This window comes from Marinobacterium sedimentorum, from assembly GCF_024267675.1.
GTDB classification, from domain to species: domain Bacteria; phylum Pseudomonadota; class Gammaproteobacteria; order Pseudomonadales; family Balneatricaceae; genus Marinobacterium_A; species Marinobacterium_A sedimentorum.
Genome location: NZ_JALDYX010000007.1, coordinates 74,729 through 88,366, shown reverse-complemented (window position 1 = coordinate 88,366; position 13,638 = coordinate 74,729). Strand labels below are relative to the sequence as shown.

11 protein-coding genes are annotated in these 13,638 nt (G+C 57.9%); 8 read left to right on the top strand and 3 right to left on the bottom strand.

What is annotated here, in order from left to right:
* Positions 1-7: 7 nt before the first annotated feature.
* The 3 genes from MRS74_RS08640 to MRS74_RS08630 all read right to left on the bottom strand — a co-directional run bounded on the left by MRS74_RS08640 (position 8) and on the right by MRS74_RS08630 (position 3,749).
* A complete protein-coding gene (locus tag MRS74_RS08640) occupies positions 8-1,501 on the bottom strand; it encodes an aldehyde dehydrogenase (protein WP_254579876.1) in 1,494 nt (497 codons plus the stop codon).
* Positions 1,501-2,409 (bottom strand): dihydrodipicolinate synthase family protein, encoded by a 909-nt coding sequence (locus MRS74_RS08635; RefSeq protein WP_254579875.1) that lies wholly within the window; start codon positions 2,407-2,409, stop codon positions 1,501-1,503. The genes MRS74_RS08640 and MRS74_RS08635 overlap by 1 nt, the downstream gene beginning before the upstream one ends.
* A gap of 395 nt (positions 2,410-2,804) precedes the next feature.
* On the bottom strand, positions 2,805-3,749 hold the full coding sequence (locus MRS74_RS08630) for a LysR family transcriptional regulator (protein ID WP_254579874.1): 945 nt from the start codon (positions 3,747-3,749) through the stop codon (positions 2,805-2,807).
* Positions 3,750-4,018: 269 nt separating this feature from the next.
* On the opposite strand from MRS74_RS08630, the gene MRS74_RS08625 reads away from it, so the two are divergent.
* The 8 genes from MRS74_RS08625 to MRS74_RS08590 all read left to right on the top strand — a co-directional run bounded on the left by MRS74_RS08625 (position 4,019) and on the right by MRS74_RS08590 (position 13,496).
* Positions 4,019-5,230, top strand: a complete 1,212-nt coding sequence (locus MRS74_RS08625; protein ID WP_254579873.1) for an aromatic ring-hydroxylating oxygenase subunit alpha — start codon at positions 4,019-4,021, stop codon at positions 5,228-5,230.
* Positions 5,231-5,472: 242 nt separating this feature from the next.
* Positions 5,473-6,369 (top strand): DMT family transporter, encoded by an 897-nt coding sequence (locus MRS74_RS08620; protein ID WP_254579872.1) that lies wholly within the window; start codon positions 5,473-5,475, stop codon positions 6,367-6,369.
* Positions 6,370-6,707: 338 nt separating this feature from the next.
* Complete coding sequence (gene proV, locus MRS74_RS08615) at positions 6,708-7,889, top strand: glycine betaine/L-proline ABC transporter ATP-binding protein ProV (protein WP_254579871.1); 1,182 nt, start codon at positions 6,708-6,710, stop codon at positions 7,887-7,889.
* A gap of 27 nt (positions 7,890-7,916) precedes the next feature.
* The gene (proW, locus tag MRS74_RS08610; RefSeq protein WP_254579870.1) at positions 7,917-8,879 is read left to right on the top strand and encodes a glycine betaine/L-proline ABC transporter permease ProW; all 963 of its coding nucleotides are present in this window, start codon (positions 7,917-7,919) and stop codon (positions 8,877-8,879) included.
* A 28-nt stretch (positions 8,880-8,907) separates the two neighbouring features.
* The gene (proX, locus tag MRS74_RS08605) at positions 8,908-9,933 is read left to right on the top strand and encodes a glycine betaine/L-proline ABC transporter substrate-binding protein ProX (RefSeq protein ID WP_254579869.1); all 1,026 of its coding nucleotides are present in this window, start codon (positions 8,908-8,910) and stop codon (positions 9,931-9,933) included.
* A gap of 64 nt (positions 9,934-9,997) precedes the next feature.
* Positions 9,998-11,332, top strand: a complete 1,335-nt coding sequence (locus tag MRS74_RS08600; protein WP_254579868.1) for an MmgE/PrpD family protein — start codon at positions 9,998-10,000, stop codon at positions 11,330-11,332.
* Between the two features lie 206 nt (positions 11,333-11,538).
* Positions 11,539-12,852, top strand: coding sequence for a 7TMR-DISM family protein (locus MRS74_RS08595; protein WP_254579867.1), 1,314 nt, complete (start codon positions 11,539-11,541; stop codon positions 12,850-12,852).
* Positions 12,849-13,496 carry a GGDEF domain-containing protein gene (locus MRS74_RS08590; RefSeq protein ID WP_306421976.1) on the top strand — a complete coding sequence of 216 codons (648 nt, stop codon included), beginning with the start codon at positions 12,849-12,851 and terminating at the stop codon, positions 13,494-13,496. Before MRS74_RS08595 ends, MRS74_RS08590 begins: the two co-directional genes overlap by 4 nt.
* Positions 13,497-13,638: the final 142 nt, after the last annotated feature.

Genomic DNA, 13,638 nt, shown 5'->3' with positions numbered 1-13,638 from the left:
TTAACCATCAGTCAGTCAGATCAATCCAGATAGTTTTCAGCTGGGTGAACTGATCATGTGCATGAATGGATTTGTCGCGACCACCGAAGCCCGACTGTTTGTAGCCACCGAAGGGGGTCGATACATCACCTTCGCCAAAGCAGTTCACGGTGACGGTGCCGGCACGCAGTGCCTGAGCCGCACGCATGGATGTTTTTCCATTGGCAGTGAATACCGAAGCCGCCAGGCCATATTCGGTATCGTTGGCGACGGCGATCGCTTCTTCGTAGCTGCTGACGGTAATGACCGACAGAACAGGCCCAAAAATCTCTTCTTTCGCCAGACGGTCGCTGTTTTTGACACCATCAAAAATGGTCGGCATTACATAGCAGCCATCTGACGTGTTTCCGCCGAGCAGAAGTGTGTGACCCTCTTCCCTGGCGATCTCGAGATACTCACAGACCTTGCCAAAGTGTACCTTGTCGACCAGCGCACCCAGCTGGTTCGACGGATCCAGAGGATCGCCGGTTTTCCAGTCTTTGGAGTGATGCAGCACCCGCTCCATCAGCTTGTCCTTGATGCCTGCCTGAACAATCAGGCGGGAGCCCGCTGAGCAGTTTTCGCCCATGTTCCAGAAGGCTGCGGCGACAACCTGCGCGGCAACTTTATCCAGGTCTTCGGCATCATCCAGCACGATGCAGGGGTTCTTGCCACCGAGTTCCAGTACCACTTCCTTGATGTTGGAGTCGGCGGAGTAGCGCAGAAAACGACGGCCGGTCTCTGTCGAGCCGGTGAAGGTCACCATGTCGATGTCCATGTGGCTGCCAATCGCTTCGCCCACGACCCGACCGCTACCGGTCACGATATTCAGCACGCCATCGGGCAGACCGGCTTCAGTGGCTAACTCAGCAACACGCAATGCTGTCAAAGACGTCTGAGCGGCAGGCTTGACGATCATGGAGCAGCCTGCTGCCAGTGCGGGTGCAATTTTCCACGCCAGCATCAGGATCGGGAAGTTCCAGGGCAGAACAGCCCCAACAACGCCAACAGGCTCACGCACCACCATGGCAACGGCATCATTTCCGACCGGCGCGGTCTGATCGTAGATTTTATCGATCAGCTCGGCGTGCCAGCTAATAGTGTGAATTATTTCTGGAATATCAATGGTCGCGCAATCAGAAATAGGCTTGCCTGAGTCAATGCTTTCCAGCACTGCCAGCTCATGAGCGTTCTTTTCAATCAGCGAGCAGAGCTGGATTAAAACTTTTTTGCGTTCTGACGGGTGGATTTTGCTCCAGACACCGCTGTCAAATGCTGTGCGTGCCTTCTCAACGGCAAAATCGACATCGGCAACAGTACAGGCCGCGATATGGGTTATCAGCTCGTCGGTGGCCGGATTCGTTACGGGGATTGTTTCCGCGTCGCTGGAAGGTCGGAAGCTGCCATTAATGAAACTCATTGAGGGCGGCGTCAGCTTGGCGGCAATCTCTTTATATTCTTCATGGGTCCGCAGAGTGGTCATTACTTGGCCTCCGACACAATGTCAGCGATATTCAGTTTCAATTCCTTAACCACCTGAGCCATGGCGGTCTTTTCCTGCTCGCTCAGACCCAGCAGGGGCTTGCGCACTTCACCGGCGAAGCGCCCATCCAGCGTTACGCCGTGCTTGACGCTCTGAATAAATTTTCCGCCCTGCTCAAGCACGCTCATCAGTGGCATCATCGCTGCCATGATCCGGCGACCCTTGGCAAAGTCGTTTTCCAGAACACAGGCGTTGTAGAGCGCAATATGTTCTTTGGGCAGGAAGTTGGAGCCGGCGCAGACCCAGCTTTTGGCGCCCCAGGCAAAGAACTCCAGTGCCTGATCATCCATACCGCAGGCAACCTGAATTTTGGGGTAGTCGTTCATTAGCATATGCAGACGGTTGATATCTCCCGAACTCTCTTTAATGCTGCAGAAGTTTGCCGACTCGGAAATCAGGTCAAAGAACTCGGCTTCCATGTTTATACCCATCCGGTCAGGATAGTTATAAAGCATGATTGGAAGGTTGGCTGCCCGGTCAATGCTCAGCGCATGCTGTGCCAATTCCTGCTGAGTCGGCAGTGAATAGGGAGGCGTTGCAACCAGAATAACATCGGCTTCATGTTTGACCGCAGATTCTGCCAGTTTCAGTGATGCTGCTGGGTCGATTGATCCGGTTCCGAAGATGATCTGTAGATTATTGCCGCAGACCTGGCGTGCAATTTTCAGTAATTCAACACGCTCTTCGTGGCTTTCTACATAATATTCACCCGTGGTGCCACCAATCATAAGGCCATGAACGCCGGACTCAAGCAGAAACTGTACTTGTGCTGCATAGGCATCGTAATCGATGGAGTAGTCTGCTTTAAACGGAGTAATGACTGGCGTGTAAATTCCTTCGAAGTGCATATTATTTAACCTTCGTTATGATTGTCGTGTCCGAGTTGGCGCGAGATTAAAAGGTCCAGACCTGATAAATCGCGGATGGGAAAATTTTAAGAGGGGAGTGGAAAAGCCACAATCAACCTTTTTATCGCAAATAGCATAACCATAGGTTATCAGCACAATGGGGACGAAACCTGCTCCTGACGCCGGCGGTGTAGCTCTGCGAATAGGTATCTACCGGCCCCGCTGAGCGGCGTGCAAAGGGAGCCACCCTGAGTGGCGTTGGCTGGCTATTGTCCGGGTTTTGGGCGCTACGCGCTTTGCTGCAGAGCAGCCTGCAGTCAGCATTCTCGCAATGCGTCCCTGGGGTACCAACCGGCCTTTCAGCGTTGAAGTTACGGCTATGTGTTTGTGTGGGTCTACTCGGCCGGTGGCACAACGGTTCGCTCTTCTTCTACGCAGGCGAGCATCCAGTTGCGGAACAGGCAAAAGGCTTCATTGTTGGTCTTGTTGTCGGCATAGGTCAGGTAATGCAGTTTTTCCTTCAGCTCCACCACCTGTGTAACCGGCGCCACCAGGCGCCCGTCGGCCAGCAGAGGCGCTACCAGGTGATGCCAGCCCAGGGTCACGCCCTGGTTGTTCAGCACCATCTGAATCAGCATGTTGTAGTCGTTGGCATTGAACAGGTGATAGCTGTCATCAATGCGGGCGTTGGCGCCTATCTTGAAAAACGAGAACCAGACATTCCAGTCCAGGTGTTCTGCCACCTGGGAGCGGCCGTAGGGGCTCAGGTTCAGCAGCACGCTATCGCGCAGCCCCTCAAGGCTCGCTACTTCAGGGTGCTGGCGCAGGTATTCGGGGGTGCAGATCGGATAGATCAGGTCATGGAAGAGGGCAATGGAGTGGTAGCCCTCGCGGGGGTCGGCGACCTTGTTGATGAATACATCCGGCGCGACGCCGGGTTCCATTTGCAGGAAGTTTTCAGTGGTCACGACATTGAGGTCGATATCCGGGTTGGCGGTGAAAAATGCCGGCAGGCGACGGGACAGCCAGAGCGCGGAAAAGGCCGGCGTGCAGCAGATCGTCAGCATTTTCTTGCTGCTGCCAAGCCCCTGCACGCGTTCGGCGGCCTGGGCGATATTGACGAAGGACAGGTAGGCCGCATCGTAGAAGATGGCGCCGGCTTCGGTCAGCTCCACCGCGCGCCCGGAACGTTTGAACAACTCGATGCCAAGGCTGGCTTCGAGTTCACGAATCTGCCGGCTGATGGCCGCCTGGGTAACGCACAGGGCTTCGGCCGCACGGGTGAAATTCTGGTACTTGGCGGCCGCCACAAATGACCTCACTGCTCTGAGTGAGGGCATTTTTACCAATACTTTGTCCGGCTCTGCGTGTTTAACCATAACGATACGTATTTAAAAACCTTGATAAAAAGTCGTTTTGCCCGCTGCGGGGGCGCTTCTAGACTGGTTGCACTGATAAAAACGCCGGCTGGCGCCACGGCCCTGTCCCAAAGCAGCTTGCCATAAAGCAGGTCGCGGGGACAGACGGGGTACAGATTCAGACCCTGTCGATCAGGGCGCCACGCCGGCGTAACAATAACCGCGAGCCCTGCTGTGACTGGAGTGAGGAAATGACAACAAAAGCCAAGACACTGGCCCTGATCAATCAGCGCAAGCCCCGCCATGCCCTGGGTAGCGAGCTTTATTCGGATGCCGAGGTGTATGAGCAGGATCTGGAGCAGATCTGGCACAAGGAGTGGATCTTTGCCGGCCACAGCTTCGAGATTCCCAAGGCCGGTGAATACCTGACGCTGCAGATCGGCAAGTATCCGGTACTGGTGGTGCGTGATGCCAAGGGTGATGTGCGCGCCTTCCACAATGCCTGTCGCCACCGCGGTTCGCGTATCTGCTCCCAGGCCCAGGGCAAGGTGGCCAAGCTGGTGTGTCCTTACCATCGCTGGACTTATGATCTGGATGGCAAGCTGCTGTTTGCCTCCAATATGGGCGAGAACTTCAAGACCGATGATCATGGCCTGGAGCCGGTGCATTGTGAGGTCGTGAACAGTTACATCTATGTCTGTGTTGCCCCGGAGGCGCCGGATTTTGACGCGTTTCGTGCTGATCTCGCGCCCTTTATCGAGCCCCACAACCTGGATAACTGCAAGGTGGCCTTCGAGTCCAACCTGGTGGAAAAGGGCAACTGGAAGCTGGTGTTCGAGAACAATCGCGAGTGCTATCACTGCGATGGCGCGCACCCGGAGCTGCTGAACTCTTTTATGGAAAACCTGGCCGTGGCCGGTGTCGGCGGTGCGGAAAGCCCAGAGCTTGTGAGCTACTGGGATCGCTGCGAAGCGGCGGGCCTGCCGAGTCGGCTGGTGATGGACCCCGCAGGTTGCCATCGCATGACGCGCATTCCGCTGTTCAAGGATGCCGTCAGCTACACCATGACCGGCAAGCCCGCGGTCAGTGGACGCCTTGATAACACTGATGAGGAAAATATCGGTGCGCTGCTGTACTTCCGCTACCCCTCTACCTGGAATCACTTCCTGGGCGATCATGCGCTGAGCTTCCGCATCCTGCCGCTGGGACCGGGTGAAACCCTGGTCACCACCAAATGGCTGGTGCCGGCTACCGCCGAAGAGGGCAAGGACTACGACCTGGATAATCTCACCAAGGTCTGGCTGGCCACCAATGATCAGGATCGTCAGCTGGTGGAAGAAACTTTCAAGGGCGTCAGCTCGCCATCCTATATTCCGGGGCCCTTCTCGGATCTGGCGGAAAATGGTGTCTGCCAGTTCGTCGACTGGTACTGCGCCACCATGCAGAAAAAACTGGCCGACTAGGAGGCTGGCCGACAATACTCAACCTACTGCGACCCACCTGAGTTTGGCTGTTTTTTGTGCTGTTTTGCGTTAAATAGAACCACTATTCGCCTTAAAACACCGCAAAAACCAGCTCAAGCCAGCAGGCTCTCGCTACGGCCAGTATTCTCGGACAGCCTCCTGTCTACGGTAATCGAGTGCCCGGGCTTGCCTGCCCGGGTCCGATCTCTGTGTGGCATTCAGGACTGAGCGGATGCAAACTTTTGAACCCAATTACTGAACTTAACAGCCAGCGGGAGTACGTTCGTGGCTTCGCGCTGGTGCTCCTGGCCGCCTTTTGTTACGGCCTGCAACCTTTCTTTGCTCACTTTGCCTACGCCGCCGGCGCTGATCCTGTTGGGCTTTTACTGATCCGTTTTAGCCTGGCTGCCGGCATGATGCTTCTCTGGCTAAAGGTAAAGCGCGTGCGCCTGCCTTCGATCCGCCTGCTGGGACCGACATTGCTGATTGGCATCGGTTACGCGGCGTCGGCTCTGGGGTATTACAGTGCCAGTCGCAGTACCTCGATCAGTCTGGCGGTGATTCTGATGTTTTCCTTTCCGGCCTTTGTCACGCTCTATGCGATCCTGTTCCAGAGCGAAGCCGCCAGCCTCGGCCGCTTGCTGAGTCTGTTGCTGGCCTGTGGCGGTGTCGTGGTATCGACCGGGCTGCACATACAGGGGGATATTGTCGGTGTTGGCTGGGCGCTATTTGCAGCGTTGAGTTATGGCGCCGCCATCATTTACGGTACCGCGCGAGTGCCGCCGCAAAATCCGCTGGTCTCGGCGACGGTTATTCTGCTCGGTGGTGCTCTGACCTTTGGTTGTGCCTGGTGGCTCAAGGGTGGCAGCTGGCCGCAGACGCCACTGGGCTGGTCGGCCTGTCTGGGGCTGGCCCTGTTTGCGACCATCCTGCCGATTGCAACCTTTGTCAGTGGTTCGCCGCGCATTGGCGCCTCGGATGCATCAACCCTGTCGACTCTGGAGCCCATAGTGGCGGTGACCATTGCGATTCTGCTGGTTGGCGAGGAAATGTCCCCGTCACTGCTCGCCGGTGGAGCCATGGTGGTGATTGCGGCCGTGCTGCTGTCGCGCAGCCGTGGCAGCCAAATATCACCATAACGAAAGGTTATGATTTAAACGCAACAAATGTCGTTGGACGTTAGGCCCGTAACTCCATAAATTATTGTTTATCAACCCGGCGGTTAATACATGAAGCAGGGATGCTTCATCATTGGCTGCAGGCCAATGCGAACCCACAAACACCAGCACGTCCACGCACTTGCGCCTGTTTTTGTGGGGTGACTGGAAAATAGGGAGGGAACCTATTTGCCAGCCAGGTTAATAGCAAATAACAAAAAACGTACTGGTTTATTGCAAGTAACAAGGCTTGGTAAAAGTTTTGTTGGTTGTATTTTTTGCCATGAACCCTGCGGAATAAAAAGTGAAACGAGGGATACATGACTAACACAGATGAAATACTCAGCATTAAAAATGTTTACAAGGTATTTGGGGCTGAACCCGATACGGCCATGAAAATGCTGGAGAAAGGCGCGGACAAAAACGAGATATTCGAAAAGACCGGTCAGGTGATTGGTGTTTTCGATGCCAGCTTCTCGGTCCGCAAAGGCGAGATTTTTGTCATCATGGGATTATCGGGCTCCGGCAAGTCCACCCTGGTGCGACTGCTTAACCGCTTGATTGAACCCACCGCCGGCAGTATTGCGCTTAACGGGCGAGATATTACCCGCTTGGGCGACAAGGATCTGCTGGATGTAAGGCGCAAGGATATGAGCATGGTGTTTCAGTCCTTCGCCCTGATGCCCCATATGAGCGTGCTGGAAAATGCCGCCTTCGGTCTGGAGATCTCCGGCGTTGCAGAAGCCGAGCGTCACGCCAGGGCACAGGAAGCCCTGTCCCAGGTGGGCCTGGGCGAACACGGGGCCAGCTTTCCGCATCAGTTGTCGGGCGGCATGCAGCAGCGTGTGGGTCTGGCCCGGGCACTGACCAACGACCCCACCATACTGCTGATGGATGAGGCCTTTTCGGCGCTGGATCCGCTGATTCGCTACGAGATGCAGGGCGAGTTGATCCGGCTGCAGAAGGAACAGGAACGCACCATCATCTTTATCTCCCACGACCTGGATGAGGCCATTCGCATTGGCGATCGCATCGCCATCATGGAGGGCGGGCGCATCGTGCAGATCGGCACGCCGCAGGACATTCTGAGTAATCCGGCGGATGATTACGTCGAAACCTTCTTCAAGGGTGTGGATATCTCCAGGATTCTCAAGGCCGGCGATATTGCCCACAAAGACCCGCGCAGCCTGATCAAGCTGAACGGCAGCGTCAGTCTGCTGGATGCCTCCGCCGATATTCAGTTCCGTTACCTCGTGGATGATCAGGAACAGTTGCAGGGTATCGTCACCGGTGGCGACTTCGCCGGGCAGGCGCCGGACATGGCCGCGCTGAATGCGCTGAAAGTGGCTCAGCCGCTGAGCATTCGCAGTGATGCGCCGCTGCACGAGGTGATGACGCTGGTGGCCGACACGGCTTACCCGCTGCCGGTACTGGACAGCCAGGGCGCCTTCCTTGGCACCATCTCCAAAAGCCTGCTGCTGCAGACGCTGAGCCATCAATAACACCGCCAGTTTTCAAGAGGACGTCAGATGTCTGAATTCAGTTTGCTTGATCCGTTTCAGTATCTTCACCTGCCGCTGGGAGAGTGGGTCGAATCCGTACTTAATTACCTGGTGCAGAACTTCCGCGGCTTTTTCCGCGCCATTCGCTGGCCCATTGACCAGGTGCTCAACGGCATCGAATTCACCCTGCAGTCCCCGCCGCCGCTGATCGGCATTTTGCTGGGCAGCCTGCTTGGCTGGCAACTGGCGGGCAAGCGCATGGGGGGGTTCTGCGCCATTACGCTGTTTTTCCTGGGCCTGATTGGTGTCTGGTCCGAGTCCATGACGACTCTGTCGCTGGTACTCACTTCGGTGTTTTTCTGCGCCCTGTTCGGTGTGCCGCTGGGCATTCTCTGTGCCCGCAGCGACCGTGCCGAGCGCTTTGTTCGCCCCGCACTGGATGCCATGCAGACACTGCCGGCCTTCGTCTATCTGGTACCGGTGGTCATGCTGTTTGGTATCGGTAACGTGCCGGGTGTGCTGGTGACCATTATCTTTGCGCTGCCGCCGCTGGTGCGCCTGACGAACCTGGGCATCCGCCAGGTGCCGGACGACAAGGTGGAAGCCGGCCGCGCCTTTGGCTGTACGCCTCGGCAGATGCTGTTCAAGGTGCAGCTGCCGCTGGCCATGCCCACCATCATGGCGGGCCTGAACCAGACGCTGATGCTGTCCCTGTCCATGGTGGTGATCGCCTCGATGATCGCCGTGGGCGGACTCGGCCAGATGGTGCTGCGTGGCATCGGCCGTCTGGATATGGGGCTTGCCACCGTCGGTGGTGTGGGCCTGGTATTGCTGGCCATCTTCCTCGATCGCCTGACCCAGGCCATCGGTGAGCGCTCCGATGTCAGCAACACCCTGCGCTGGTACGAAAGCGGCCCCGTCGGTATCTGTGTGCGCCTGTGCCGCAGCGTGCGCGGGACCAACAACACAACAGTACGAACCCATCCTTAAAACAATAAACACAACCAGGAGTACGCCCATGCGCACCCAACTCGATACATTTCTTAGCCGCACTCGTACCATCACCGCGGCTGTTTCCCTCGGCGCCCTGTTGCTCAGTGGTGCAACCCAGGCCAGCGAGCTGCCCGGCAAGGGTGAGTCCGTAACGCCGATTTTTCCGAGCATCGCCGAAGAGCGTTTTCGCGGTGAGGTGGCCATAGCCGGCCTGAAGGAGCTGGGTTACGACGTTGAAGAACCCAAGGAAACCGAATACGCCACCATGATGATGGCACTGTCCTACGGCGATGCCGACTTCAGCGTGCACCTGTGGGACAAGCTGCACGATACCTTCTATCAGAAGGCCGGTGGCGACGAGACCATGATCAAGACCGGCAGTATTATTCCCGGTGTTCTGCAGGGCTATCTGATCGACAAGAAAACCGCTGAGCAATACGACATCAAGTCCCTTGCCGACCTGAAAAAGCCTGAAATCGCCAAGCTGTTCGACTCCAACGACGACGGCAAGGCAGATCTCACAGGCTGCAACCCGGGCTGGGGCTGCGAACTGATCATCGACCATCACCTCAAGGCCTATGGTCTGGAAGACACAGTGACTCATAACCGCGGTTCCTACTTCGCGCTGATGGCCGATACCATTGCCCGCTACAAGGAAGGCAAGCCGGTACTTTACTTCACCTGGGTGCCACAGTGGATCGCCGGTGTGCTGGTTGAGGGTGAAGACGTGGTCTGGCTGGAAGTGCCCTACACCGATCTGCCCGATGGCAATAACGACATAGACACCTCCTACGAGGGCAAGAACCTCGGCTTCGCAGTTGACAAGGTCATGGCTGTGATGGGACGTGAGTTTGCGGAAGAGCATCCGGCGGCCAAGTCCTTCCTGTCCCAGGTGCAGATTTCCACCGCTGACGAAAGCGCTCAGAACTTGAAGATGCAGGACGGTGAAAAATCCGTTGAGGATATTAAACGCCATGCCCAGGAGTGGATTGCCGCCCACCGCGATCTGTTCGACAGCTGGCTGGCCCAGGCACGTACCGAGTCCAACTGAGTTCCAGGCAGGTCTTTTTGGGGGCCTTAGGGCCCCTTTTTTGTCTTCAGGCTGAGATTGCACCATGTCTTTGTATCGATTTGTTCAGGATTTGAGCTTTGCCGAGGTTCCCGCTCATACCCGCTACCTGATGAGTACCGCGCTGCTGGATATTATCGGCGTGGCAGCCGGGGCGCGGCATAACCACACTACCGACAGCATCAGGGCCTATGCCACCGAGCACTATGCGCCGGGCCGGCTCAACAGTCGTTTGCTGTTTGATGGCCGGCCGGTGCATCCGCTGGGCGCGGCCTGGGTGGGCGGTTTTTGCATCGATAGCCTCGATGCCCATGAAGGCCATTTCACCTCCAAGGGCCATGCCGGCGCCACTGTAGTGCCGGCGTTGCTGGCGCTGGTGGATGCCTGCCGGGCGCAGGGGCGCGAGATCAGCGGTGCCGAGTTTATGGCCGCTCTCACCGTTGGCTACGAAACCGCGCTGCGTGCCGGTGTCGCACTGATGGATACGGCGCCCGAGTATCATGCATCCGGCGCTTTTTCGGGGCTGGGTGTGGTGTGCGGTGGTGCCCGTCTGCTGGGCCTGGATGAAGATACCTTTCTGCATGCTTTGGGCATTGCCGAGTATTTCGGCCCGCGCTGTCCGATGATGCGTCTGGTGGATTTTCCGACCATGCTGCGGGACGCCCATGGCGCCGGTGCCTATGCCGGCCTTAATGCTCTGTTCATGGCCCAGGCGGGTATTACTGGCGCACCGGCGGCAACGGTCGAAGCCGATGGGGTAAAACACTGCTGGCAGGATCTGGGCGAGCGCTGGGAGATCGACGCCCAGTACTTCAAACCCTGGCCAGTGTGTCGCTGGGCCCAGCCGGCGTTGACCGCCGTCACGGCGCTGATGGCCGAGCACGGGGATATCAAGGGCACAAACATCGAGCATGTGCGGGTCGAGACTTTCCATGAGTCGATGCGTCTGCAGGGGCATTTCCCGGCCAACGCCGACGAGGCCCAGTACGGTCTGGCGTTTCCGCTGGCGGCCCTGATCAGCCGTGGCCAGGTGGGTCCCAACGAGGTGACCGGTGATGCCATCCAGGCCAAGGATATTCTGGCCGTGAGCAGGCTGATCGACATTGTTGAAGCCGAGGATCTGTCGAAACGTTTCCCGCAGGAGATCCTGTCCCGCGTACGCATCAGCCTGAAGGATGGCCAGGTGCTGCAGAGCCCGGTAACCGCTGCCAAGGGCGACCCCGCCACGGCCATGATCCAGGCGGAGTTTCGCGCCAAGTTCCGCATGCTTGCAGCGGTGAATCTGGCCCCGGCGCGTATCGAGGCCATTATGGCTGCGGTCGACGCTCTGGAGCAGGCGCCGGATTGCAGCGAGCTGCTGGAGCAGGTGCTAAACGCCTGAGTTTTTCCAGCTTGAGGCTTTTTCTAATGCCCGTAGGATTCGCGGTGTAAAGGTGCGCCAGGTTGTCACCTTTTAGCTGGAGGTGTCTGCGGCCATACGCCTTGCCGGTTTCTTATATAACAATGCTATATTGGCGTTCAGTCGACCCCCAGCGCGTTGATATGGATGCTGATGTATTGGTGTATAAACATTCGGTTAGGCATGAATTGCAGAGTGAAGCTGGCGTGATGCCCTGCGGTCAGCGGCGCAGTGGGCGGTGTTCTGCTCCGCTCGCAGCCGCCGCCCGGGTGTGGCTGCGCGCGCTGGTCATCTTGGTACTGGGCGTTCTTCCTGCGGTTGGGCTGGGGGCAGGGCAAAGTGCTGGGTCTGGCGCCCTGCTGGTGCTGCAGCCGGTGATGCAAGCCGTGCAGCTCGCGCCCTATTTGTCGGTGCTGGAAGACCCTGGCGGCAGTCTCAGGCTTGATGAGGTTCGCAGCGATTCATGGGCGCGGCAGTTTGCCCCGCTGCCCGAGGGCCGGACGGCTTTCGGGGTCTCGTCATCCGCCTGGTGGGTGCGGCTGGAGGCTTCGAACCCTGGGAGCGAGGCCGTCGCCTGGGTTCTGGATGTACCCCACAACACCACCGACTACATCGACAGCTACGAGGTTCGGCCTGATGGCGCTGTGGTCACGCAGCTGGCCGGCGACCACCGTCCCTTTGAGATGCAGCGCCCCCCCAGCGAGACTTTCAACTTTTCCTACCTGACGGCAGCGAGCGCGAGCAGCGAGATCTATCTTCGTTTTGCCTATGACTCGGCCGGCATTATCAATGTCTATCAGGAGGCCTCGACGGCGGCGGGCTTCGCGCAGCAGCAGCACACCAAAGCGGTGTGGCTTGGAATTTTCCTCGGCGCTACCCTGCTGGTCATCCTCTACAATTTTTTCCTGATGCTGTCTGTGCGCGAAGCGCCATTCTTCTGGTATCTGCTGTACGCCTCAGCGGCCACGCTTATGTATCTGTCCCTGAGCGGGCTTGGGTACCGGTATCTGTGGCATTTCAGCCCGCAACTGTCTGACATCATCCCCAATATGGCGGTGATTCTGTTCTACATGCTGGCGGTGCAGTTCAGTCGCAGCTTTCTGGAAACCCGGGTCAGGGTGCCGCGCCTTGATCGCATCCTGCTGGGGCTGATGATTCTGACCGCCGTCAGCGCGCTGCTGTTGTTGGTTGGCTTTCGTGGCCTGTCGGTCAACCTGACGCTGCTGATCGGGCTGGTACTGGGGCTGTTTCCCGTACTCGGTGCCTGGCTGTGGTATCAGGGCCATCAGATCGCCCGCGGTTATACGCTGGCCTGGACTATATGGTCGCTGACGGTTATCGGTGCCATTTTGCGCTACGCGGGCATTATCCCGTCCGATTCTATTTCCATTGGCGCGACCCGTTTCGGCTTGATCTCGCAGACAGTGCTGCTGGCCTTTGCGCTGGCGGACCGGATCAATATCCTGCGCAATGAAAGCTCGGCGCCGAAAAGCGCGAGCTGAGCGCCTCGTTAAAGTCCAGAAACGAACTGGAGTCCAAGGTACTGGAGCGGACGCGGGAACTGGAAACCTCAAGGCGCCAGGCCGAGATTCTGGCGCGGCAAGACTCCCTGACCGGTCTGCTCAACAGGCGCGCATTTTTTGAACGCGGCAACCTGGAGGTGGGGCGGGCCCTGCGCCACGGGCAGCCGCTCAGCGTGATCATGCTGGATATTGACCGCTTCAAGGCGGTTAATGATGGCTTCGGTCACGGCGTGGGGGACAAGATTATCCGGGAAGTGGCTCTGACGCTCACCAGAGTGCTGCGGGATTCGGATATCAAGGCGCGGATGGGAGGCGAGGAGTTTGCCGTGATCCTGCTAAAGACGCCACAGGAGTCCGCCTTGATCATGGCCGAGCGGCTGCGGGTTGCGATGCAGGCTTGCCAGGTGGCGGTTGAAGGCAGTGCAGCGGGCAGTACGGCGGTGACTGTGACCTCCAGCTTTGGCGTCTCGCAGCTTACGGACGGCATGGACACGCTGGAGGCCTTGCTGGCCCGCGCTGATGCGGCCCTGTACCAGGCCAAGAACAGCGGCCGCAACCGGGTCTGTGCCGCGATGATGGCGGAGCCTGTGATGCCTCGCCTTTCGGGGTTGCAGGGCGGCTAGGCCCGCAGAATGACCACCCGGGTAAGACAGAATACGCAGGAGCAGTTTTCTGTCCTACCCCCAGTACAAATTGCCCCTGCTCCTGCGCTTGCAGGATGACCGCCATGGATGGCGGAAATCCTGACATTGCAGGAGCAAATGC